The sequence below is a fragment of the Prochlorococcus marinus str. MIT 0917 genome (genome assembly GCF_027359575.1).
GTDB classification, from domain to species: domain Bacteria; phylum Cyanobacteriota; class Cyanobacteriia; order PCC-6307; family Cyanobiaceae; genus Prochlorococcus_B; species Prochlorococcus_B marinus_D.
The window spans coordinates 959,860-983,839 of sequence record NZ_CP114784.1; the positions used below are offsets into that span (position 1 = coordinate 959,860).

At 36.3% G+C, this 23,980-nt stretch carries 27 protein-coding genes; 14 read left to right on the forward strand and 13 right to left on the reverse strand.

Annotated features, from left to right (window positions below; translation table 11 throughout):
* Positions 1–191: 191 nt before the first annotated feature.
* From O5637_RS05665 to O5637_RS05675, 3 genes are read left to right on the forward strand one after another with little or no spacing between them, the layout of a single operon-like run.
* Positions 192–1,424, forward strand: a complete 1,233-nt coding sequence (locus O5637_RS05665) for an FtsW/RodA/SpoVE family cell cycle protein (protein ID WP_269606852.1) — start codon at positions 192–194, stop codon at positions 1,422–1,424.
* A 19-nt stretch (positions 1,425–1,443) separates the two neighbouring features.
* On the forward strand, positions 1,444–2,184 hold the full coding sequence (locus O5637_RS05670) for a cytochrome c biogenesis CcdA family protein (protein ID WP_269606854.1): 741 nt from the start codon (positions 1,444–1,446) through the stop codon (positions 2,182–2,184).
* Between the two features lie 5 nt (positions 2,185–2,189).
* Positions 2,190–3,470, forward strand: a complete 1,281-nt coding sequence (locus O5637_RS05675) for a cytochrome c biogenesis protein ResB (protein ID WP_269606856.1) — start codon at positions 2,190–2,192, stop codon at positions 3,468–3,470.
* On the opposite strand, the gene queF is transcribed toward O5637_RS05675, so the two are convergent.
* On the reverse strand, positions 3,459–3,881 hold the full coding sequence (gene queF / locus O5637_RS05680) for a preQ(1) synthase (protein ID WP_420063709.1): 423 nt from the start codon (positions 3,879–3,881) through the stop codon (positions 3,459–3,461). The genes O5637_RS05675 and queF overlap by 12 nt on opposite strands.
* Before the next feature lie 173 nt (positions 3,882–4,054).
* On the opposite strand from queF, the gene O5637_RS05685 reads away from it, so the two are divergent.
* Together O5637_RS05685 and O5637_RS05690 are read left to right on the forward strand one after the other, a co-directional pair.
* A complete protein-coding gene (locus O5637_RS05685; RefSeq protein WP_269603296.1) occupies positions 4,055–4,282 on the forward strand; it encodes a hypothetical protein in 228 nt (75 codons plus the stop codon).
* A gap of 39 nt (positions 4,283–4,321) precedes the next feature.
* Positions 4,322–4,660: a P-II family nitrogen regulator gene (locus O5637_RS05690; protein ID WP_269603298.1), complete on the forward strand. Its 339-nt coding sequence runs from the start codon at positions 4,322–4,324 to the stop codon at positions 4,658–4,660.
* Here the strand turns inward: O5637_RS05690 and O5637_RS05695 are convergent.
* Positions 4,657–5,457, reverse strand: coding sequence for a TlyA family RNA methyltransferase (locus O5637_RS05695; RefSeq protein ID WP_269603300.1), 801 nt, complete (start codon positions 5,455–5,457; stop codon positions 4,657–4,659). The two genes, O5637_RS05690 and O5637_RS05695, sit on opposite strands and share 4 nt — an antisense overlap.
* A gap of 95 nt (positions 5,458–5,552) precedes the next feature.
* Here O5637_RS05695 and O5637_RS05700 point away from each other — a divergent pair, with 95 nt between their 5' ends.
* From O5637_RS05700 to O5637_RS05710, 3 genes are all read left to right on the forward strand, one after another.
* On the forward strand, positions 5,553–5,813 hold the full coding sequence (locus tag O5637_RS05700; protein WP_269603301.1) for a hypothetical protein: 261 nt from the start codon (positions 5,553–5,555) through the stop codon (positions 5,811–5,813).
* Positions 5,814–5,856: 43 nt separating this feature from the next.
* Complete coding sequence (gene purB / locus O5637_RS05705; RefSeq protein ID WP_269603303.1) at positions 5,857–7,152, forward strand: adenylosuccinate lyase; 1,296 nt, start codon at positions 5,857–5,859, stop codon at positions 7,150–7,152.
* A 128-nt stretch (positions 7,153–7,280) separates the two neighbouring features.
* Positions 7,281–8,675 carry a class II fumarate hydratase gene (locus tag O5637_RS05710; protein WP_269603305.1) on the forward strand — a complete coding sequence of 465 codons (1,395 nt, stop codon included), beginning with the start codon at positions 7,281–7,283 and terminating at the stop codon, positions 8,673–8,675.
* A gap of 13 nt (positions 8,676–8,688) precedes the next feature.
* Here O5637_RS05710 and O5637_RS05715 read toward each other — a convergent pair whose 3' ends face one another.
* Positions 8,689–11,472: a DEAD/DEAH box helicase gene (locus O5637_RS05715; protein WP_269603307.1), complete on the reverse strand. Its 2,784-nt coding sequence runs from the start codon at positions 11,470–11,472 to the stop codon at positions 8,689–8,691.
* Positions 11,473–11,601: 129 nt separating this feature from the next.
* On the opposite strand from O5637_RS05715, the gene O5637_RS05720 reads away from it, so the two are divergent.
* The 5 genes from O5637_RS05720 (at position 11,602) to bioA (ending at position 16,229) form a co-directional block, all read left to right on the forward strand.
* Positions 11,602–12,744: an aminotransferase class I/II-fold pyridoxal phosphate-dependent enzyme gene (locus tag O5637_RS05720; protein WP_269603309.1), complete on the forward strand. Its 1,143-nt coding sequence runs from the start codon at positions 11,602–11,604 to the stop codon at positions 12,742–12,744.
* The gene (locus O5637_RS05725; protein WP_269603311.1) at positions 12,741–13,469 is read left to right on the forward strand and encodes an alpha/beta hydrolase; all 729 of its coding nucleotides are present in this window, start codon (positions 12,741–12,743) and stop codon (positions 13,467–13,469) included. The genes O5637_RS05720 and O5637_RS05725 overlap by 4 nt, the downstream gene beginning before the upstream one ends.
* Entirely contained in the window at positions 13,450–14,205 is a 756-nt protein-coding gene (locus O5637_RS05730) for a methyltransferase domain-containing protein (RefSeq protein ID WP_269603313.1), read from the forward strand. Before O5637_RS05725 ends, O5637_RS05730 begins: the two co-directional genes overlap by 20 nt.
* On the forward strand, positions 14,202–14,852 hold the full coding sequence (bioD, locus tag O5637_RS05735; RefSeq protein ID WP_269603315.1) for a dethiobiotin synthase: 651 nt from the start codon (positions 14,202–14,204) through the stop codon (positions 14,850–14,852). The genes O5637_RS05730 and bioD overlap by 4 nt, the downstream gene beginning before the upstream one ends.
* A 78-nt stretch (positions 14,853–14,930) precedes the next feature.
* Positions 14,931–16,229, forward strand: a complete 1,299-nt coding sequence (gene bioA, locus O5637_RS05740) for an adenosylmethionine--8-amino-7-oxononanoate transaminase (RefSeq protein ID WP_269603316.1) — start codon at positions 14,931–14,933, stop codon at positions 16,227–16,229.
* Between the two features lie 52 nt (positions 16,230–16,281).
* On the opposite strand, the gene O5637_RS05745 is transcribed toward bioA, so the two are convergent.
* Entirely contained in the window at positions 16,282–16,728 is a 447-nt protein-coding gene (locus O5637_RS05745; RefSeq protein WP_269603317.1) for a J domain-containing protein, read from the reverse strand.
* A gap of 78 nt (positions 16,729–16,806) precedes the next feature.
* Here O5637_RS05745 and rsmG point away from each other — a divergent pair, with 78 nt between their 5' ends.
* The gene (gene rsmG, locus O5637_RS05750; RefSeq protein ID WP_269603318.1) at positions 16,807–17,553 is read left to right on the forward strand and encodes a 16S rRNA (guanine(527)-N(7))-methyltransferase RsmG; all 747 of its coding nucleotides are present in this window, start codon (positions 16,807–16,809) and stop codon (positions 17,551–17,553) included.
* Here rsmG and O5637_RS05755 read toward each other — a convergent pair.
* The 9 genes from O5637_RS05755 to O5637_RS05795 all read right to left on the reverse strand — a co-directional run bounded on the left by O5637_RS05755 (position 17,550) and on the right by O5637_RS05795 (position 23,945).
* Positions 17,550–18,776: an aldo/keto reductase gene (locus O5637_RS05755; RefSeq protein ID WP_269603319.1), complete on the reverse strand. Its 1,227-nt coding sequence runs from the start codon at positions 18,774–18,776 to the stop codon at positions 17,550–17,552. The two genes, rsmG and O5637_RS05755, sit on opposite strands and share 4 nt — an antisense overlap.
* A 15-nt stretch (positions 18,777–18,791) precedes the next feature.
* Complete coding sequence (locus O5637_RS05760; protein ID WP_269603321.1) at positions 18,792–19,211, reverse strand: ferredoxin; 420 nt, start codon at positions 19,209–19,211, stop codon at positions 18,792–18,794.
* A gap of 14 nt (positions 19,212–19,225) precedes the next feature.
* Positions 19,226–19,618, reverse strand: a complete 393-nt coding sequence (locus tag O5637_RS05765; protein ID WP_269603323.1) for a DUF1257 domain-containing protein — start codon at positions 19,616–19,618, stop codon at positions 19,226–19,228.
* Positions 19,618–19,821 (reverse strand): DUF2997 domain-containing protein, encoded by a 204-nt coding sequence (locus O5637_RS05770; protein ID WP_269603325.1) that lies wholly within the window; start codon positions 19,819–19,821, stop codon positions 19,618–19,620. The genes O5637_RS05765 and O5637_RS05770 overlap by 1 nt, the downstream gene beginning before the upstream one ends.
* Positions 19,822–19,910: 89 nt before the next feature.
* Entirely contained in the window at positions 19,911–20,720 is an 810-nt protein-coding gene (locus O5637_RS05775) for a HEAT repeat domain-containing protein (protein ID WP_269603326.1), read from the reverse strand.
* 23 nt (positions 20,721–20,743) lie between these two features.
* The gene (locus O5637_RS05780; protein WP_269603327.1) at positions 20,744–20,869 is read right to left on the reverse strand and encodes a hypothetical protein; all 126 of its coding nucleotides are present in this window, start codon (positions 20,867–20,869) and stop codon (positions 20,744–20,746) included.
* A 50-nt stretch (positions 20,870–20,919) separates the two neighbouring features.
* Positions 20,920–22,686: a sodium:solute symporter family protein gene (locus tag O5637_RS05785; RefSeq protein ID WP_269603329.1), complete on the reverse strand. Its 1,767-nt coding sequence runs from the start codon at positions 22,684–22,686 to the stop codon at positions 20,920–20,922.
* 30 nt (positions 22,687–22,716) lie between these two features.
* A complete protein-coding gene (gene rlmN, locus O5637_RS05790) occupies positions 22,717–23,796 on the reverse strand; it encodes a 23S rRNA (adenine(2503)-C(2))-methyltransferase RlmN (RefSeq protein ID WP_269603331.1) in 1,080 nt (359 codons plus the stop codon).
* Positions 23,793–23,945: a high light inducible protein gene (locus O5637_RS05795; protein ID WP_038654151.1), complete on the reverse strand. Its 153-nt coding sequence runs from the start codon at positions 23,943–23,945 to the stop codon at positions 23,793–23,795. The genes rlmN and O5637_RS05795 overlap by 4 nt, the downstream gene beginning before the upstream one ends.
* Positions 23,946–23,980: the final 35 nt, after the last annotated feature.

A 23,980-nucleotide genomic window follows, 5' to 3' on the forward strand; every position in this document is an offset into this window, starting at 1 on the left:
ATATAAATTTAAATAATTAGAGATTGTTCTATCTTGTTCTTCATTTTGTTTCTAAAAACTAACAATTAACTTTGAACTTATAAAAATCTTCTTGATTTTTCTGCAATTCCATAAAAAAGTAAATTAAATACATTTAAATACTTGGCAAGATAGTAATTAAACGGCTCAATGGTTTATAAGCAAAACATCCTTTGAGTAATATTTCTAAGAAGAAAATTCATTCAGAACACAGAAGGGAAAATACTCACGAATCAAAAGATTATCTCCGTATTTTAATAAACAACAAGATTCTTCCACTGCCTTGGTCTCTCTGGCCAAAGGAGGGGCGTTTGATCATGGGATTAATTGCCTTTTGGAGCATATCTGGAATCTTTATTCTTGGATCAGCTAGTTGGTGGGTAGCAACTAGAGAAATGGGTGAAGGCGCCTACTACATAAAAAGACAACTAATCTGGCTGATCACCAGTTGGAGCATTTTCTACATAGCTATAAATATTAATCTAAAAAGTTGGCTTAGACTGTCAGGACCATGCCTTTTTATAGGTATGATCCTAATTGCATCAACAAGCTTTTTCGGTAGTACTGTTAATGGGTCCACTCGATGGTTGATTATCGGCCCAATACAAATTCAACCATCAGAGTTAATCAAACCTTTCATCATTCTTCAAAGTGCAAAGCTTTTTGGTCAATGGGAAAGAATAAATTCAGAAAAAAAAATTTTTTGGTTAACTATTTTTGCATCTATAATTGTATTAATTATAAAACAGCCAAATTTAAGCACCGCTGCATTAATAGGAATATTGCTTTGGATGATTGCATTAGCATCTGGTATTAAATTCCGATATCTTTTTAACACTGCAATATCCGGCTTTTTTATTGGTTCAATAAGCATTTTTTTCAATGCCTATCAGCAAAGTCGCATCATGTCATTTATCAACCCATGGAAAGATCCACAAGGAAGTGGATATCAATTAATTCAGAGCCTTTATGCTATTGGTTCGGGTGGTCTGTTCGGAGAGGGTTATGGTCTTTCAATGCAAAAATTACAATATTTGCCCTACAGGAGTACTGATTTTATATTTGCTGTTTTTGCTGAAGAATTTGGATTCTTTGGATCTATTTTACTTTTATCATTTCTACTTGTAGTTGCATATTTAACCCTTAAGATATCTATTAATTGTAGAAATAATTATTCTAAACTAATCTCTATTGGATCAGGAACTATTCTTGTTGGCCAATCAATTATGCATATAGCAGTTTCTTCAGGTGCAATGCCTACAACTGGTCTACCCTTCCCTTTGATTAGTTATGGGGGCAACTCATTGATTTCCAGCTTACTTATAGCTGCCTTATTGGTCAGGACCTCAGTTGAATCTTCAGATTTATTAATTAAAAATTCCTCAAAGAGACTTTTAACTAGATAATCTATAGAGAGAATTTAGAGTGGCAAATCTCTTTTTGAACATTTCTTCTATAAGTTTAATTTTCTCTGATTTGACTCGTCATGGCGAGCAGTTAATTAATAATGGGCTCAATAATCCAACCCCCCTAACAATTCTGATAGTCTTTGTTGGAGGACTTTTGACTAGTTTGGGGCCCTGTTCATTGTCACTTTTGCCAATAACAGTTGCATATTTAGCTGGATTTAAAAATAATCAAAACCCTTTACAAAAAACTATTAGTTTCTGCAGCGGTATAGTTCTTTCGCTAGTGCTCTTAGGCAGTCTAAGCGGTTTTTTAGGTAAAATTTACGGTCAATTACCAGGTTTCTTTTCAATATTCATAAGTTTTTTAGCAATAATTATGGGTCTTAATTTACTGGGGATTTTTAAATTCAAACTTCCATCTGGTCCTGACCCTGGAACTTGGACAAATCAAGTTCCTCCGGCATTCGCACCAGTTTCAGCAGGTTTTGCTTTTGGATTAGCCTCCTCGCCATGTACTACACCTGTTCTAGCAGTTCTTCTCGCCTGGGTGGCTAAACAAGGAAATCCTCTTAGTGGCACAATTTTTCTTGGAAGTTTTGCTATTGGACAAATTGTTCCTTTATTTGTAGCAGGTACTTTTGCAGCAAGTATTCCAAAATTATTATCGTTAAGACCTATTGGGAAATGGGTTCCACCAATTAGTGGAGTGATTTTGTTAACAATAGGGCTTATGAGCCTTATTTCTGTTTGGACATAAAATAGATGAAAAAAATTAGCCAAGTTTTAAACTGGCTCTCTAGCTTAAAGATTGCGATATTACTATTATTATTAATAGCTGTTTCATGTGCAGCTGGAACTTTCATACCACAACAAGAATCAGATCAATTCTATTACGATAATTTCAATAAAAATCCTCTTCTTGGAATAATTAATGGAAATATATTGCTACTTCTTGAATTCAATCATGTCTATACAAGTTTTTGGTTTTTATTCTTACTCATTTGGCTTGGCTTAGCCCTTGCAGTTTGCAGTTTTAGAAGACAATTGCCTATACTTAAATCAGCACTAAACTGGATAGATTATAAATCACCTCGCCAAATAGCAAAACTTGCTATTGCTAAAACAATCGTTACTAATAATTACTCGGTAAGCTTAGAAAAAGTTAAAATTAATTTAAAAAAGCAAGGTTGGGATATCAAAGAAACCAATGGAAGGATAGCTGCTCGCAAAGGAGTTATAGGAAGATTAGGGCCCATATTAATTCATCTAGGCATGATCCTTTTAATGATTGGAGCAACATATGGATCATTAAATGGAAAAACCATAGAGAAGTTTTTAGCCCCTGGCAGATCAATAGATTTATTAAACAATAATGAAGAGAAAGGGTTAACTATCGAATTGCAAAGTTTTCAAATAGAAAGAGATCCTCAAGGAAGAGCAGAGCAGTATAGATCAATAGTCAATGTTATTGATCCAAATGGAATTAATCAATCAAAAGAAATTAGTGTCAACTATCCATTAAGATACAAAGGGATAACATTATATCAAGCCGACTGGTCTTTAGCGGCAATAACTATTAAAATTGAAAATAGTCCTCAATTACAAATCCCAATAGAACCTATTCCTGCTCTGGGTGAACAAGTTTGGGGGACAATTATACCTACGAAAAAAGATGGTAAAGAGCCAATTTTATTAACAGTAGAGAGTGAACTAGGCCCAGTAAATATTTATGATAGTGATGGTACTTTACTTAGGCAATTAAATACAAATAAGGCAGAAAAAGTCAAAGAGACTTTAATAAAAATAACAAGCATAATCCCGAGTAGTGGTTTACTCTTAAAGCGTGACCCTGGAGTACCTCTTGTATATACCAGTTTTGCAATAGTACTTATTGGAGGTTCACTTAGTATTATTTCCACTAAGAAAATCTGGATCTTACATGAAAAAGAAAAATCTATTATTTATATAGGTGGCTTAAGTAATAGAAATCTATCTGGTCTCTCAAAAGAACTTCCAGAATTTATTAGTTTTTTAGAGAATTAGCTCTAAATTATTTCTTTTCCCATGGCAGACACTAATGATTGTATGAACATTACCTCTAGGATTAAAATCAGCTTCTAATTGAATCCACTTAGGATCGGAAACTCGAACAAAATCATCGATTATTTTATTTGTAACTTCTTCATGAGATATTTTCTTTTCTCGAAAGCTATTTAAGTAAAGTTTAAATGCTTTTAATTCTATAACCTTAGTATTTGGTTGATATTTAATTCTCAAAGTTGCAAAATCAGGATAACCTGAGAAAGGACACTTACATGTGAATTCAGGGAAATCTATTGAAATTTCATAATCTCTATTAATATTTGGATTTGGGAAACAAATTAATTTCCCAGCCTCTATTTCCCTCTCCCCATAGATAATTTCTTCTTTGATGTCTTTATCTTGTCTAATCACATTTTAATTGCGTTGAAAGCTCAGACTACATAGAAGCTTGATTAAAAATTGAAACTTTAAATAAATTTTTCTAATCAAAAATCGCCGAAATAATGCCAAAAAGCTGATTTGTATCATTAAGTACAAAATGAATCCTCGCTATCCCCCCTAATAGAGATAACTAAAAAATTTATATGGACATTAGTCTTTTTGAAAAACGTAATGGAACTCAAATAGAACCAACAAGTGTTCATGGAATCCTTTGGCTACAAACTCATTTCGAATCAGACCATTGGGAAACAATCAGTAATGGTCTAGTAATAATTCCTACCAAAGATGCAGAAATGCTTTGTGAAGATGCTCTTACGGGTGGTTTAAATATAAATTTCATCAAATCTCTAAGTCAAATAGACAAAATTTAATAAAAACTCTCTAATATTAATGTAGTTACAAAAAGCGAGATGAAAAAGATAGAGGCAATAATCCGACCTTTTAAGTTGGAAGATGTAAAAATTGCATTAGTAAATGCAGGTATTGTTGGTATGACGGTAAGCGAGGTAAGGGGGTTTGGGAGACAAAAAGGTCAAGTTGAGAGATATAGAGGTTCAGAATTTACCGTTGAGTTTCTGCAAAAGCTCAAAATCGAAGTAGTAGTTCCAGATGAAAAAGCAGACGTTGTTTTGAAAGCTATTGCTGATGCTGCCAAGACAGGAGAGATAGGTGATGGAAAGATTTTCGTTAGTCCAATTGATTCCGTTGTTCGAATTAGAACGGGCGACAGCAATGAAACAGCTCTTTAAACGAAAAAAACATTCACCAATTTTTCGATTTCAATACTTCCTTTAACTTCATCATCCATCCAAAGAAGATACTCCTGATTACCAGCAGGACCTTTTAAAGGTGATGCAATTAATCCTTTTGGGTACCATCCATATTTTTTAGATTCGTTCGAGACACCCTCAATAGCCTCAGCATGAAGAGTATGATCACGAACCACACCACCTTTACCAACTTTATCTTTGCCAACCTCAAATTGAGGTTTCACTAATACAACCAACTCAGATCGGTTAGCTTGAAGAAGAGATTTCAGACTTGGCAAAACAATTTTTAGAGAGATAAAAGATAAGTCTGCAACTGCAAAATCTGGTATTGGGTCGCCATCATTAAATAATTGTTCAGGAGTTAAATGCCTAATATTTGTTCGTTCCCAAAGAACCACTCTTGGATCATTTCTGATACTCCATGCGGTCTGGCCATATCCAACATCAACTCCATAGACCTTTGAAGCACCTAACTGTAAAAGACAATCTGTAAAACCACCAGTTGAAATTCCAGCATCTAAACAAACCCTATTTTTAATATCTAGAGGAAATTGATTAAACGCTTCAGCCAACTTATCACCCCCTCTAGATACATATCTCAAAGGCTGCGTAACTTCTATCTCAAGATCTTTTAAAACTTCTTGGCCAGGCTTATCTAAAATTTGACCATTGATCGTCTTAACTTTGCCAGCTCTGATAAGCTTCTGGGCTTCTTGACGAGATTTCACCAACCCTTTAGTCAGCAAGTGAAGATCTAATCGCGATTTTTTAGTCATTTGTTTACAAAAACAAACAGGAAACGGAACAAAAACCGCAGAACACGAGCTTATCCTCTTTTTCAATAGAGAATCTATACAACTGACCAAAGGTTTTGTCTAAAAAGCTCAGGCATCCAACTAATGAAAATGAGCTATCTAGCCATGGTCATTTTCATCTAACCTCAAAAAAACAAACTGGAGAAGTGCTTGAATTGCTACCTCCAGGAAGTTTTGCAATATTTGCAAATCAACCAAATGATTTGCCCCCCTTTCAAGTAATTAATTGCAAAGGAGGAAGATGCAGGGTAAGGCAGCAAGCTTGGGGAAGATATGTCCATTGGGAAGTTGAACACAATAGACTCAAGTCAGCTTGACCTTGAGGATATAAATTAAAGCAACCTTTAACTTTGTAGCACTTTGATTGAGCGTTACACAAACCCAGAGATGGGAAATATTTGGTCTGATCAAGCCAAGTACCAAACATGGCTTGATGTTGAAATTGCCGCATGTGAGGCTAATTGCAAATTAGGGAAAATCCCTCACAATGCAATGGAATCCATTAGAACAAAGGCAAGATTTAAACCCGAACGCATCCTCGAAATAGAAGAGGAAGTTCGCCATGACGTAATTGCTTTTCTAACAAATGTAAATGAATATGTTGGGGATGCCGGTCGTTACATACACGTTGGAATGACAAGTAGCGATGTCCTTGATACTGGTCTGGCACTTCAATTAAAGTCATCAGTCAAGCTTTTAAGAAAAGAGCTTTTGTTACTTGAAGAAGCTATTAGAAATTTAGCAAAGCAGCATAAGGAAACCGTAATGATTGGACGTTCTCATGCAATCCATGGAGAACCTATTACCTTTGGATTCAAGTTGGCGGGATGGCTAGCTGAAACTCTCAGAAACAAAGAAAGGCTAAACAGTCTTGAGAAAGACATCTCGGTTGGGCAAATTAGCGGTGCCATGGGTACTTATGCCAATACTGATCCAGAAATAGAAAGAATGACTTGCGAACTGTTGGAGCTTGAGATTGATACTGCTAGCACTCAAGTCATCTCAAGAGATAGGCATGCTAATTATGTGCAGGTTCTTGCTTTGATTGGATCTTCATTAGATCGTTTTTCTACAGAAATTAGAAACCTTCAAAGAACGGATGTTCTTGAAGTAGAGGAAAACTTTGCTAAAGGCCAAAAAGGAAGCTCTGCAATGCCTCATAAGAGAAATCCTATACGAAGTGAACGAGTAAGTGGTCTTTCCAGAGTTTTAAGAAGTTATGTAGTTGCAGCTCTTGAAAATGTAGCTCTATGGCATGAAAGAGACATAAGCCACAGCTCCAATGAAAGATTAATGCTGCCAGACACATCTATTACTCTTCATTTCATGATCACAGAAATGACCGCAATAATTAAAGGTCTTGGGGTTTATCCAAATAATATGCTGAAAAATTTGAACATTTATGGAGGAGTAGTTTTTAGTCAAAGAGTTCTTTTAGCTTTAGTTGAGAATGGAATGAGTCGGGAAGATTCTTATCGACTAGTACAAAAGAATGCTCATTTAGCCTGGAATCAAAACGAAGGTAATTTCAAAAAAAACCTTGAGAATGATCCAGAAGTAATGAATAGTCTCTCAACAGAAAAACTTTCTGACTGTTTTTCAACCGAATTACATCAGTCCAATTTGAGAGTTATTTGGGAAAGACTTGGTATTTAACTATCAAAACTGAATCAATTAATATCAGCGAATAAACTCTAAAAAGGTAATAGAACTAGATTCAACTAAAATCTATAGTTATAAGTTTCTCTTCCCTAGGAAACTTAAAAGTCCTCAACACAAGATCAATGTCCAATATGAAACGACTTGAAAAAGATAGCCTAGGTTCGATTGATGTTCCAAAGGATGCGCTATGGGGAGCTCAGACGCAAAGATCAATATTAAATTTCGATATTGGTGATGAGGTTATACCACTCGAAATAATTCATGCAATTGCTCACATAAAAGCCTCTGCTGCTCAAGTTAATAATCATCTAGGCCTAATAAATACAGAAACCACACAATTTATTACCGAAGCAAGTTTAGAAATTATTGAAGGGAAACATAATGATCAATTCCCTGTGAAGGTTTGGCAAACAGGAAGTGGGACTCAAACCAATATGAACGTCAATGAGGTGATTTGTAATATAGCTTCAAAACGTTTAAATAATCCATTAGGTAGTCATGATCCAATACATCCCAATGATCATGTCAATTGCTCTCAATCAACAAACGATGTTTTTCCAGCTGCAATCCAAATAGCCACAATAGTATCATTAAAAGACACCCTAATACCTGAATTAAAAAAACTCATTGATGTACTCCATCAAAAAAGTAAAGAATGGAAAGATATTATAAAGATAGGGCGTACTCATCTTCAAGATGCAGTACCTCTAACTCTTGGACAAGAAGTCTCTGCTTGGGCTACTCAATTAGAAACTGCTTTAGCACGTATTGAAATCAACCTCGTGGAACTTTATCCACTTCCTCTTGGAGGAACCGCAATTGGGACTGGCCTTAATACTCCTAAGAATTTCGATAGTTTAATTGCTCTTGATATTGCTAAAAAAACAAATTTACCTTTTGAGACTGCAGCTAATAAATTTGCAATTATGGCTAGTCATGATGGTCTTGTAAATATAATGTCTCAACTAAAATTATTAGCCATAACTTTTCTCAAAATTGTTAATGATCTTCGACTTTTATCTTGTGGCCCTAGAGCTGGATTATCAGAGCTACAGCTACCAGCTAATGAACCTGGCAGCTCAATAATGCCAGGGAAGATAAATCCTACTCAATGCGAAGCGATGGCAATGGTGTGTACGCAAATAATTGGTATGGACACTTCAGTATCAATTGCAGGTAGTGGAGGACATCTACAAATGAACGTTTATAAACCACTTATTGGCTACAACATTTTAAAAAGCATCAACCTTATTCAAAATGCATGTAAGAGTTGCAGAGAAAATATGATTGAAGGTATTCAACCCAATAAAGAGAAAATCCAAGAATATCTAGATAATTCTCTGATGTTGGTAACTGCATTCGCGCCATCAATCGGATATGAAAAAGCTAGTAAAATTGCCCAATTAGCCCATGAAAAAAATCTAAGTCTAAGAGAAGCCTCCAGTCAACTAAATTATATTGATCAAGAAGAATTTGATAATCTCACTAATCCGAAATCTATGATTGGAGATGATTAAAAAATAAGGTTTTTCAATCTAAATTATGTCTTTCAGTAGCTGGGTTAATAAGTTCATGATTTTTCTCTTTTGCTTGATTAATATCTTCAGCTTCACAAACTGGAAATCTATCCATTAGTTTCATCGCTGCCTTGGCATTATTTTTGAGTTGCCTACTCACACACTCGCAATAGGGAATCTGTGAAAGAAAATCATTTGTTCTTCTTAAAATCCTTACGACATCCCCCTCATCTAAGGAAGTATTTGAAATTAAATCCGTCCAAGTACTTCCTCGAGCCCAGGCTGCTACTAAACCCATTAATTCTGAACTCCATAGGATCGGGACTTCAATACCAAATCTTTCTTGAACTCTAAACAACTCTCTTCGAATATTTGATAAATAATTAAACGCTTCATCTGCAACTGAACTAGGATTAAATCCAGACCATAAATCAGGACGATTTACTTCAGTAACAATTGACTGAATAACACCAGCTAATTCTACGGGTGTTAGTTCATCAAGATGTCCACTCATCAAAACCAATCCTAACCATAACTCATTTTCACCTCTTAAAGATCCAATACTTCTGCCGATTTCAGTTGGATTTAAATCGTCCAGGCATCCGAAATGGTTTAGTACTTTAATTAGTGATAAGAAAGTTTCCCAGTGACGATTAGACCTGTCGTAGAGCATCTGTTCACGTTCATGTATTTCAATACCTAGTTCATCCATTCTTCGTCTATGCTTCTTTAATTTTTTCTTATCACCCCATCGATGAGCTGGCTGAATCAATAATTCATCATCCAGAGATTTAACTAATTTAGCTTGAGATAAAACTTCACTAGCAAGGTCATATTGAGCCGTTCTCATATTATTTTTCTTAGCCAAATTTGAAATTATTGAAGCTGTTTCATTACTTAGTAAATCACCATGATGTATTTCACCTAATCTACTAATATCAGGAGTTATAAGATGTGAAACGTCTAAGCAAGTTAATTCAGCATAAAGACTAACAACTTCCTTACAAGCAATAAGTATCCAAATATTGTCATCTGTTAAGCATAACAATTGAGATTGTCTATCACCTTTTTGTATTTTTTGAACAATGACTGCAGGTGTAACTTTTCCTCGTAACTGTGATGTCTTCAGACTTATGAGGGTTCCATTATTTGCAAATTCTAAGGCTAAGATCAATTCATTAGATAAGGTTTCTGCTGATTGTTTTTGGAGGATTTTTAATAGTCTTCTTTCTTCCTTTAGATGACTTTTGATTTTCTCATATCTTTCAAAATCTGACCATGGTATGTCTTCTGAAAAAGTTTTATACTCTTTAAATTCCTCTTTTAATCTGGATAACTCTTCTTCTTCTTCAACCAAATCCAAGCTCGCCAAGTATCTACTAAAGCTTCTCTCTATCAATTCTTTTGATTTGTTTAAATCATAACGCTGTAATAGATTCAATACCATGCCATAGCTGGGCGTGAATTGACTAATCAATGGATCGGCTGGGCTGGTAGCTAATTGACCAGCTTCTCGAACCCCTTCAAATCGAGTTTGTACAGTAACCACATAGCCTCTAGAGTCAAGACCTCTTCTTCCAGCTCTACCAGCCATTTGTAAGAATTCACTACCCATTAATTGACGATGTCCATTATCGGATCTCTTCGACAAAGTAGATATAATTGTGCTTCTCGCCGGCATATTAATTCCTGCAGCTAAGGTTTCAGTTGCGAAAACAACCTTTATCAATCCCTCTTGAAATAATTCCTCAATTAACTCCTTCCAGGCAGGAAGAACTCCTGCATGATGAGATACGATTCCATTAAATAAAGCTTTGATATGTAAATCATCTCTCAAACCTTCTGAATTCAAAATTGTATATTTTTGAAATCGATCTTGAATTGATTTTCTTTCTTCTTGGTTCACTAAACAAGTGCTAGCTATCGTTTTCACAGCCTTATCACAACCACGACGACTAAATATGAAATAAATAGCGGGTAACATATTTCTTTCTGCCAACTTCGATATCACAAATCCCAGTGAAGGAGAATCAGGCTGAGTAGGCTTGGATAAGTTTCCTCTCTTCTTATGTGATTTTGTTGGGCGCCAAATCTTACAGTTTGGATGTAATCCAGTTCCTTTTTCATTGAGTAATGGATGAAGACCTTTCGCACTACAAAAATTGAATTCTAGGGGAACTGGTCTTAAATCACTAGATATCAAATCTGTGGGTCCATGAACTTGCTCAATCCAGTCAGTTAATTGACCTGCATTGGCAACGGTTGCCGATAGAGCAACGAACTGAACGGATTTAGGACAATGAATAATTGATTCCTCCCACACTGTCCCTCTATGAGCATCATTCATGTAATGACATTCATCAAGGACAACAGTTTCTATCTCAAGTAGAGGGTCATCATTTCTATCTGCTGCTGCATAAAGCATATTTCTAAAAATTTCAGTAGTCATAACAAGAATCGAAGCCTCTCTATTCAGGCTTAAATCACCAGTTAAAAGACCCACATTGCTTGAACCAAATTGATTCCTAAAGTCTCTGAGTTTTTGGTTAGATAAAGCTTTTAAGGGGGTTGTATAAAACACCTTATTTCCATGAGAAATCGCTCTATAAATTGCATACTCCCCTATTAAGGTTTTTCCTGATCCTGTAGGAGCACTAACAACTACAGAATGCCCTTGATTGAGTGAGTCAATTGCTTTAAGTTGAAACTCATCTAATGCAAAAGGAAAGATTTCCTTTGGATTTAAATTGTTTTGGAGGATTTCGTTCTCAGACGTATCTCTTTCTGATGAAGTCATTGCTAAATCCTAGGGGAATATTCTATGACCACATGATTTTTGATGTGGATACATAATACAATCAAGAAACCAAAGAAAAAATGTTAAGCCAACACCCAAATCTTTAAATATAGAAAGCAAAATAACAATATGCCTGCAATCCCTAACTCTAGAATTCGTAAATTGAGGACTTGGGTTCCAGGAAAAAGATCATCAGAATTGATTGGTGTAGATGAAAATCAAAATCAAATAACGTTAATTGACCTAGCGAGTAATGACTATCTAGATCTGGCAAGACATCCATTATTAATTGAGGCAGCTAGACAATCCTTAGAAACTGATGGGGTTGGTTCTGGAGGATCAAGATTTATTACTGGTAGTAGAAATATTCATCAAAGACTTGAAACGAAGCTTGCCCAATGGCTTGATCGTGAGATTGTCCTAATTTACCCGAGTGGCTTTCAGGCTAATCTGGCTGCGGTTTTAGCACTCACTGATCGTCACACTCATGTCATTTGTGATCGCCTGATACATCATTCTCTGCTCGTTGGAGTAAAAGCGAGTGGAGCAAAGCTTACTAGATTCAAGCACAACAATTTATCTGACCTAGAAAGACTTTTAAAAAAATCCAGACAAAGCAATCCTAAAAAACAGCCTTTAGTAATTACTGAAAGCCTTTTTAGTATGGAGGGTACAACAGCACCCATAAAAGAAATTTCAAAGCTTTGCATTAAGTATGATTCAAAGTTATTGATAGACGAAGCTCATGCTTTTGGCGTTATGGGCCCAGAAGGAAGAGGAGAATCTTTTGGACTCAAAGAACCTATATCAATTATCAGTGGGACCTTTGGTAAAGCATTTGGAAGTGGGGGAGCATTTCTAGCAACAGACAAGATAACAGGAGAAAATTTAATACAAAACTCTGGGGCATTTCGCTATACAACTGCTTTAGCTCCTCCACTTTGTGCAAGTGCTTTAGCGGCGTTAAATTTAATTGAAAGCAACCCTAACTGGGGTAGCGAACTGAAAGAGAAATCAATAGCCTTAAGAGAAAGATTGTCTCAAATTGGGTGGCAACGTCCTGTTGGGGGAGGTCCAATAATCTCCATAATTCTAGGTTCAGACGAATTAGCCATGGATTATCAAAAGAGACTTGAGGTACAACGCCTTCTAACTGTTGCGATCCGTCCACCAACTGTTCCTGAAGGTAAATCTAGACTCAGGATAGTGATCAGACGAAATACTCCCGTACAGGCCTTCGAAAGACTTATCGACGTTCTTAAAAACAAATGAAAGAAATAATTGCCATGCATGGCTGGGCTGGTGATAGTCATCAATGGTCAAATTGGGAAAAGGTATTTAAAAGTTGTGATTGGGAATGGCAAACTTCTGAACGCGGATATAAAGAGATACGTCCTCATAACCCCAAATGGAATCACAACTCAAATCAATTCGAACTTAAAAGAGTTGCTATATGTCACTCTCTTGGTTCACATTTGATAGATAAAGAAGTTTTATACTCAGCTACTCATGTTGTATTAATCAATAGTTTTAGTCGTTTTATTCCAATTAACAAAGAGAACCGCCATATAGAGCTGGCACTCAACAGGATGATGAATGCAATTAATACACCTAACGAAGCAGCTATGTTAAGGAAATTTCATATAAAAGCTTATAAACCTAATTACATAGATGTTAAGTCATCCGAATCAAACCTCCTTCAGATTTCAGATTCAGGAAGGTTAAGACTAAAAAATGATTTAAAACTTCTTATGAATTCTGATTCTCTTCCAATTGGCTTAAAGAGTTCCACTAAAGTACTTATTGTTAACAGTGAACAAGACTATATTTTAACTAATCAAACTAAAGAAAAGCTAGCTGAAGATTTAATAAAGCACCTTGAGACCGTACCCAAAACAATTAACCTTCAAGACGACGGGCATTCCATCACAAAAATTAAAAATATCAAAAAAGTCAAACACTGGCTAGAATTGGATCATGCACAAAACATGGTCTAGCCAAGTTAATAAAAACTTCAACGAAGCTGCATTAAGTTATAACGATTCAGCATCAATTCAAAAAAGTACTGCTTTAAAACTTGCAAAAATATGTTCTCATCATTCAATTAAACATGGACTATGGATTGATCTTGGCACTGGCACTGGACTACTCGCTCAATCATTAGAAGATCTACATCCAAACCAATATGTAGTGAGATTGGATAATTCTAAAAAGATGCTTGATCAACATTCAGACAAGAGTGTTAAAAAACTTTGGGATTTAAATAATGGGTTACCTAAGTGGTCTGAAAAACCGAATTTATTAGCTTCAAGTTTTGTTTTACATTGGCTTAATCATCCACAAAAAAAACTTAAGGAATGGTTGAATTCTCTAAGTTTAGATGGATGGATTGCTTTAGCGATCCCAATAAAGGGAAGTTTTCCAGAATGGTCTGAAGCCGCAGAAAAGGCAAATTTAACATGTACGGCTCTTGATTTACCATCATACGACTCACTAATTAGAGTCGTACCGAAACAAAGTATTTTATATAATAAAATTGAAGTTATCAAACAAACAGCGAAGAAGGCTACCTCTTTATTAAAACCGATGATCAAGGTCGGAGCACAAAGTAGTCAGAAGGATCAATTAAGTGTTTCAGATTGGCGACATCTATTGTCTTTTTGGCCAATCTCCAACAAGGATAAACAAGTAAGCCTTAGTTGGTCAATTCAGTTTTTATTAATAAAGCGATGAGTGCTTTCAAAAAAAGAATTATTATCTGTGGTACAGATACAGATGTAGGTAAAACGATAGTTAGTAGTTTTTTCGTTCAAGGTCTTAAAGGTATCTACTGGAAACCCATTCAAAGTGGAACAGAGGAAGGTACAGACACCCAAACTGTTTGCAATCTCTTAAATCTTGAACCCAACCGCTATCTTTCTGAAAGATATAAATTCAAGGCTCCTGTCTCTCCTCATTGGGCTGCAGAGCAAGAGTCTGGTTTTATTGAACCAAGCAATTTAAAATTACCTGACTTAGATGAATTAATAATCATCGAGACTGCAGGTGGTTTAATGGTTCCTTTAAATCGGGATTGGTTACAAATAGACCAATTAAAGGATTGGGGAGCACCAATAATTCTTGTAGCCAGGACCGGTCTTGGCACTCTCAATCACACCTTATTAAGTCTAGAAGCCTTGAAACATAGAAATTTAGATGTATTGGGAATAGTATTAAACGGCCCTTCACACAAAGACAATCCGAAGACTCTAGAGCAATTTGGAGATACTAAAATTCTTGCAAGTCTTCCTATCTTTGACGAAGTCAACGCAAAAGTACTTTCAGAAGAGTGGAATAAACAGCAATTAGATCAAAAGCTTAAAAAATACATTCGAAATTAAAATTTTATTTTTTTCTTAATCAAAAGATTATTTTGACTTCAATCAAGTTAAATGAATTAAGAGGGAAAACTAAATTTGATGAATGAGAAAGAAAATTCAAATCAAACTATTCAGAATCCTCATATATGGCCACCATTCACACAACTTACATCCTCTAAGCCTCAATTATTGGTTGAAAAAGCCAAAGGAGCCCTCTTATTTCCTAAAGGCAGAGCTCCAATAATCGATGGTATAAGTAGCTGGTGGGTCACTCTTCATGGTCATGCAAATGAATATATTGCTAAGGCTATCGCAACTCAAGCAGAGCAATTAGAACAAATTATCTTTGCAGATTTTACTCATCCTCAAGCTGAGCTATTAGCTAATCGACTAAGTAAATTAACAGGTCTAGAAAAGTTATTCTTTTCAGATAATGGCTCTACAGCAGTAGAAGTAGCTTTAAAAATGGCTCGTCAATGGTGGAAAAATAAAGGTGACAATAGATCTCAAATCATTGCATTCGAAGGTGCCTACCATGGAGATACATTTGGAGCAATGGCAGTAGGCGAACGAAATATATTTAGCGAGCCTTTTGATCAAATGCTATTTCCTGTTAGTAGAGTCCCTTGGCCTGAGACATGGTGGGGCGATGAAAATTTTGAAAGACGAGAAAAGGAGGTTTTAGAAACCCTTGATCAGCTCTTGAAGACACCAACTATTGCAGTAATTCTTGAGCCATTAGTGCAAGGGGCTGGAGGGATGCGAATGGTTCGTTCAGAATTTTTAGTTGAAGTGGAAAAAAGAATTCGTCAGGCTAATTCTTTACTAATTACAGATGAAGTATTAACTGGCTTTGGAAGGTGTGGAGAACTATTCGCTTTTCAAAGAGCAGGATTAAAACCAGACCTTATATCACTCTCAAAAGGGTTAACTGGTGGATTCCTACCGATGGGAGTGACTATGTCAAGCAAAAGGATTTCTGAAGGTTTCCTGGGAGAAGATCCTAAGCAAACTTTCTGGCATGGTCATAGTTTCACAGCTAACCCCTTAGGCTGTGCAGCTGCAAATGCAAGCTTAGATCTTTTAGAAAACTCCCCTCAAAAATATTTGGATTTTGAGTCACGTCATCTACCTCATCTCCAAACAATAGTTAAAGATCCAAGAATTGAATGTCCAAGAATTACAGGAACCATTGCTGCTTTTAATATTAAAGTGAAAGGTAAAAAAGGGTATTTAAGTTACGTTGGGAAAATCATGAAAGCAAGTGCATTGAGTGTTGGTGTTTTCATTAGGCCATTAGGAGATGTAGTTTATCTAATGCCACCACTCTGTATCACCGATGAAGAACTAGAAAAATGCTATTTTGGAATCCAAGAGGGGTTAAATTCCCTATTCTAGAATTTTTCTTATCAAGTTTCTAAGCGCTTAGCTATATAATTATTGCCTTAAATTAAGATTGCATCAGCCAACTTGGAACAAAATTCAAGTTTCCGCCTCTTAAAAAAGCAATAAGCACACCTAATGCAAGGCTCAAGAAAATGGAGGTAATTAAAAGAAGAAGCGAAAACAGTTCTCCTCCTGATAATGGTCTCCTAACTCCTATCGATTTTGAAAATTGTACAGGTTGTATCTTCTCTAAATAAGTTTCATTTTTCTGCCTTATAAGATTATTCTCTTTTTCAATAAATAAGTCATAGTTTGCCCTTAAGACAGGATCACTTAATAAATCATAAGCCTCACAAACATTTTGGAATTGCCTTGTCGCTTCATCACTTGGCAAAGATGTCGTATCCGGATGAAGTTGCTTACTTAATTGATGGAAAGCTTTTCTAAGCTCTGCGTTATTAGCAGAGGTAGCAACACCAAGCAGTTCGTAACAATTAGAGGAAGGGGTCAACTAAAGAAAATATGATCTAATAATGTATAGATTTTATATAAATATCTCAGGACTGACTATTTCAAAAAACAATTTAAAATGTCTGCTGATAAAAACAACAAAAAAGCAAATCATCTCACGATATGGAATGAGCTTAAATGGGTGCCGAGTGAAAAACAATTAGCTCAATTTATCCATTTACAAGAGTTACTTAAAGAATGGAATAAGAAGACCAACCTTACTCGCTTAGTTGATGGAGATGATTTCTGGACTGCACAAGTATGTGACAGTTTGTTGCCACTGCATAAAGAACTTCAGCACCCTGAACTTTCTCATAAATACATAGATATTGGTTCTGGCTGTGGATTTCCTGGTATAGCCATAGCTATAGCAATGCCAAATTCAAATATTACTCTTTTAGATTCTTCAAGTAAAAAAACGACTTTTCTGAAAGAAGTTTCTAAAGAAATTGGATTGAATTCTCGTATAACAGTCGTAACTGAACGAGCTGAGACAGCAGGAAGGGATCCAATCCTTCGAAGTAATTTTGACTATGCCATTGCAAGAGCAGTTGCTTCTGCAAATGTAGTAGCAGAATATCTGGTGCCTTTTTTAAATTCGACAGGTCAAGCACTCATATTTAAAGGAGGGTGGAGCGAAGCAGAGCAACAAATACTAAAAAAAGCTTTAACTGAACTAAATGCAAAGATCCAACGAACACATGAATTCGTACTCCCTAATAATCGCGGTATTAGGAATATTATTAGGATTAGTTCTCTTAATAAATGTCCCAATCAATATCCAAGATCTATCGGCAAACCCAAAAAACAGCCTTTAGGTTACTAAACCCCCCATAATCTATCTCTTCTTTCTCCCCCCAATCTGTTTTTCAATTTTCTAAGTATGAAAGGTATTTCAGATCTCCACGGGCTATTAATCAAAACTTTTTTCAAGTCATCCTCGCTCACTTCACAATCCAAACAATCTGCGTTTGAGCCTGGGAACCAATGTCCTCCTCTGCCTAAAAGACCATAACGATCTTTAGCAAAGCTTTCCATATCCCAAGCCTCTAATAAATTATTTAGCCATAGCAGAACAGGAATATTAATCTCTCCTGGAGTTTGGTCCCAACAAGGTAAACCTATTTTCCAGGTAGTCAACCATGACTCTCCAAGCGACTTGCATGAGGCATCAAATAATCTTTTATCTATAGTATTAATCAAATCATGCATTATATCCAGTTTAGAGATTGCACCTAAATGAATATCTAGATCTTCAGGCTTTGAAGCTCCAACACTTAATGTATGAATTCTTTTGTCACTCAAACAGAATAGATCATTAAATTCTATTGGATGCAAAGGGCTACATAAATCCAAAAGTTTCAACGACGGTGTATGTAAGTGACCTCCCTTATCAGTAGGACTTATAATAAAAACCCCCATATCATTAGCATCCGCAGCTTGTAAAGCTCTTTCGTTTTCCTGACGAATGAAATACCAATGCAAATTAACATAATCAAAAAATCCTGTTTCAATTGTTTTAATTATCAATTCAACGTTTGCATGAGTTGAGAAACCAACATGACCAACAAGACCATCTTTTTGCCAACGACGAACAACCTCTAGACATCCATTAGGACGAATAGTCATATCTAAGTGCTCAGGAAGATTAATACCATGAATAGCTAATAAATCTATTTTCTTGGAACCTAATCTACTCATACTTAACTCAAGTTCTTGCTCAAATATAGAAGGATCAATATTTGGTGGTATTTTCGTTTGTAATATTCTTTTTGGGTCATCGATTTGGCCGAAGGCCCAGCCTATCTGACGTTCTGATGTTCCATAATGACGAGCAGTTTCTATATGATGCATACCTTTTTGAGACGCATGCTTAATGGTTTTTTGCAAGATCTCTTGTTCTTGATTATTAATCTCTCTAGGATCTAAATCCTTCCAGCTTTGTTGAAAGCGCATCCCTCCAAGAGATAAAACTGGCATCTGAATTTCTGTACGCCCAAATCTTCTTCTAGGTATTGAATTGTTTTTACTATCTTTAATTCTTGCCACTTCTATATTTCAAAATCAAGTAACCGGTGGTAAACCTAAATTCCTAAAATGATGATTTTTTATAACTTCTTCCAGTTTAATTAAGTCTTCAAAAGAAACCCAATCTATGCAATCGACAGGGCAGGTATCAATTGCTTCTTGTATTAATTCATCACTATCTCCATCTTGCCTAAAAGCTCTTGCTCGCCCTTGTTCTGGCTCCATTGCAAAAGTGTTAGTAGCAACTGAACTGCAGTATGTACAGCCGATGCATTTCCTCTCATCAACCCAAACTGCTTTTTCCCTTAACTTCCCTCCAAGGACTGGATCTCTACCACTAAGCTCAAAATCTTCATTATTAGGTGCTTCGTATGCAACATTTGGATCATAAATATCATTTGAAGGCTGATATTCAATAGACCTAGTTTCAAAAGCAGCTCTAGGATCAAAAGTCAATTTTCAAAACAGTCTTAGGAATCCCAACGAGTAACTACCAATTCAATTGATCCATCTAAATTTTGCTTTTGCTCAGACACTTGAAATCCTTCTTGAGAAGTTGAATCAAGAACAGTGTTTAGAGCATAACGTTGAGTGACCTGAGCTAAAAATCTCTCAATTGGTATTGATTGTTTCCAGAGATCAAGGTCAGTTACAAGTTCATATGATTTTGAGCCTTCATTCCAACGAAATCCAATGTCTGCTCCTTTACTCATCTGAACAGTCATTTGAGCTTTTACCGTTTGACCTCTATAACCTCTAACTAGATTTTCACCTTCGTTGGGGACATAACCTAAGTCTATTAGAGCCTGTTTAAGGAACTCTTTCTTACGAAGTTGAGTTTTGACTGTGCTGAAATGTGACATCAGTGGATTTCTGCAGTAATTGTCTGTTTTTGAACGTTTTCACGAAGAAAGGTATCAGAGGTTGGCTCTCTCCTTTCAACGGTGCCTAAGGCTTCCTCAAGCTTCTCAGTTAAATCAATACATGCCTCACCAATAAGACCTTCAACGGTTTCTTCAACACGTCCATCTTGTCGGATTTTAAAGCGCAATGTGCGTTGTGGCATAAAATTGAAGCCCTAAGTCACGCATGATATAGAAAAAAACTCTAGAAACGCGAATTATTAATTACAACGAATTGTTTTTGTACCAAAAATTAAACCAATTGACCATCATCAATCAGTGATTTTAATTTTTTTTGTACCTCTGGATTATCCAATTGCTCCAAAGCTGTCCTGGCCTCATACCTGACAGAAGGCTCTCTATCATTTAATAAAACAGAAATAAAAGTTTCTACTATTTGAATTTGGATTCCCGGACTCAAAAGTTCATAAAGGCGGCCTAAAGACCAAATACAGTTACTTCTAACTATTGGTTCACCATCTACTTGCAAACTTTCAAGTAATTGATTCGCTGCTGGGGAAGAGCTCTCTGCTGAATTTAGTCCAACCTCTGCCAAAGAGCTGGATGCCCATAATCTCACGGCAGCGACATCTTGTTTTAATGCATTAATCAGAGGTTCTAGTACTGGAGCGTCAGTGTAATTGCCGAGACTCCATGCAGTAGCTTTACGCACATAAGCGTTACTATCAAATCTCAATAAATGCAACAGAAGATCTATAGCTTGTGGACAAGGATTTCTCCCTAAAGCATAAACAGCACTCATCCTGACGACAGGAGATGGCTCGTCAAGTAAAGGCAATAAGAATGGCAGAGCTCTCGGGTCTCTATGTTCGCAAAAGACTCTTAAGCCCTGGAGTCTCTCATTATTTCCGGATTGCAGCCATTTCAACGCAACATCACATTCTTTTGATGAATTCCATTGCTCTCCATCAATTTTATCTAATTCAATTTCATCTAAAGGATCTCCTGCCAATTGAGCAGCTAATTCTCTAGCCAAAAGATCAGGGTCTATGGCCAAATTAGCCAACCCTTTTTCACTTAATTTTTGATTTTCATCATTCATAGCTCTGACAGAGGAAGAGCAAACTAATTAATTGGTGCTGGAGCAAGCATATCCCCGGGGAGCCATATACGAGCGCTAACAGCGAACAAAGCAACAGCAAAAAGAGCAACAATCAAAATAGGGAAAAGAGTTGTTCGTAAAAAACCCAAAGTTACAAATTAATTAGAATTCTATTCTGCTCTAAATTTTGACCATTTGGCTATCGAGGGTCAACTTTTTGAGTCATTAGTTTTGTTTTCTTAATTAAAAACACACAGCTCACAAAAATTAAAAGCGCAATCCAAGCGCTCCTTTCTTGATGCAATAAGAAAGCCCCAATGCTAATTAATCCACCATAGAGAATTCCTGAGGCTAAAACGAATCGAGATCCAATCAAAGAAAAATTGTCAACCGGATTGATATTCAGACTTTTCCTTATTGTTTTCCAACCAGGACCTGGGGGGTTTACCTGCATCACAAATTGATTGAGTGTCTCCTCAGACTCTGGCTCAGTAAAAAATAAAGTAAGCAACCAAATTACAGCAGTAAATGAAGTGGTAAATAAGAGTCTTTTTCCAAAATCTTCAATTATAAAATAGGGCGAGACTGAGGTAATTAAGCCTATAAAAAAACCACTCAACATTGCGGAAAGCTCCGCTAGAGCATTAACTCGCCACCAAAACCACCGAAGAACAAGGACAGCACCTGGTCCTGTACCTATTGCAATAACAAGTCTAAACATTGAACCAATACTGTTACTAAATAGAGCCGTGACGACTCCAATTAGCAGCAATAAAATACTTGCAACCTGGCCTATAAGAATCATTTCTTTAGGGCCAGCCGATGGCCTCACAAATCTTTTATATAAATCATGAGCAAGATAACTTGCTCCCCAATTAATTGAAGTACTTACGGTACTCATAAATGCAGCAACCAATGAAACCACGACTAATCCAAGTCCAACAGGTGGCAAATATGTAATAGCGAGGTTTGGATAACTTAATTCCCAGTCAGCTTGTTGAGGCAAGAGAACTAAACCAGCCAAGCCAACTAAAATCCAAAGCCAACTACGAATAAGATAATTAACAATTAAAAAAACTATTCCTGCCAAAGTTGCTTGTTTTTCATCTTTAGTAGCCAATAAACGCTGAATAAATTCCCCACCACCATCACTACGTCTAAAACTCCACCACTGTAAAGAAATAAAAGCGAAAAAAGTAGTAATACTTATTCCTGAACTATCCAACCACTTGAAACCATCTTTATTAAATGTCCATGGAAATAAAGAAAGGAGCTCAGGTCGATCTAATGCCTCTAACTTTGTTAATAATTCGGTCATACCACCTGAAGCATCAAGCGCTACAAAGCAAACAGCAAACGCGCCTAAAAGAGCTAATACAAGTTGTATAAAATCATTTACCACTACTGCCCAAAGGCCACCTACAACAGTGTAAACAAGCAAAAACAAAGCAACTAAAAACATTAGAAGTATCGTGTCAGTAAAGGGGCCAAACACAATATGTCCATCCACGACACCTAATGATTCAGCCACTTTACGCATTGCCAGAAATGCATAACCAATCCCAATACAATTAATCGGAACAGAAAGCAAGAAAGCTTTTATACCTCTTAAATAAGCAGCTGATTTGCCCCCATAACGTAATTCAGTGAAGGCAGCATCAGTTAATACTCCACTACGCCTCCAAAGTGGAGCGAATACAACTGTCATAGCCACATGTGCAAGTCCAAAACTCCACCACTCCCAGTTTCCGGCCAAGCCTCTAGTTCCAATAATGCCTGCCACATAAAGAGGAGTATCAATCGAGAACGTTGTTGCAGCCATAGACATACCTGCAAGCAAACCATTCAGACGACGGCCCGCAACAAAATAGTCTGCCTCATTATGATTTTTTAGAGATATATAAATCCCCAATACCAAAGAAAATATTAAATAAAGAAATAAAATAAACCAATCAATAACACTCATAAGATCTCACAAATCATATTTTTTTCTTGCTTAATTAATTTTTATTGTATCGATTGTTTGCCTTCTTAGCTGTCCACATGCCGCATCTTTATCTCTACCTCTACTTGCACGAACACTTACAGCAACTCCTTTATTTTCTAAAAGCTCTCTAAAGCCATTAACCCTGGATTGGCTTGGTCGTTTAAAGTTTTCTTCAGCAATTGGATTATAAGCTATTAAATTAACATGGCTCTGAAAACCTCTCATCAAATCAGCTAACTGCTCTGCATGAATATCTTTGTCATTCAACCCTCCAAGAAGTATATACTCAAAACTTACTCGTCTACCAGTGAGTTCTATATATTTTTTACAGTCTTTGAGTAATGAATCGATTGGATAAGAACTCGCTGAGGGAATAATTGATTCACGCAAGGTCTGATTAGATGCATGAAGGCTAACAGCAAGAGTGAATTTAACTCTTCCTAAACGCTCTTGAGCTAATTTTGCTAAATCTGGGAGAGTATCCGGTATGCCAACAGTGCTAACAGTTATCTTCCTTTGACCAATGCCTATATCATTCGTCAGACATTCAATAGAGTCTAAAACGTTGCGAATATTTAGAAGTGGCTCGCCCATGCCCATAAACACCACATGAGTGGGTCTCCTATTCATTGTTTCTCTGACACTAATAACTTGATCAACGATCTCATTCACATTAAGAGATCTATTAAGCCCGCTTTTACCAGTCGCACAAAATTTGCAACCCATAGGACAGCCAATTTGACTTGAAACACAAACAGTCAGTCTTTTGTCTGTTGGTATTCCTACTGTTTCTATAATCTCATCATCGATAGTCCCCATCAATAATTTTAATGTCTTATCTTCTGATACAACCCTATTGATTTCCTCAAGTCTTCCGATCTTTATTCCTTTATGTTCTAATGAATCTCGCCATTTCTTTGGCAGTACAGTAATTGAATCTAAACTTTTTGCCCCTCTTTGATAAATCCATTCATGAATTTGCCTACCTCGAAAAGCTTTTTCACCTTCCTGGCGAGCAAATTCTTCAAGATCTTTTGAACCTAAGCCAAGCAAGGATGCATTACTTGATAGTTTAGGGAATTTTGTCACCAATTCATTAATCCATGTCCCAACTTAAATTCCAAAAGAACTAATGCAATAAAACCAATCATTGCCCATCTACCATTAACTCTTTCAGTATGTGTATGAAAGCCATAGCGTGGTAATTTACGCTTGGGGACTACAGGTGGATCAATCATCGATGGACTTTAAAGTAGAAGAACTAAATATTAGA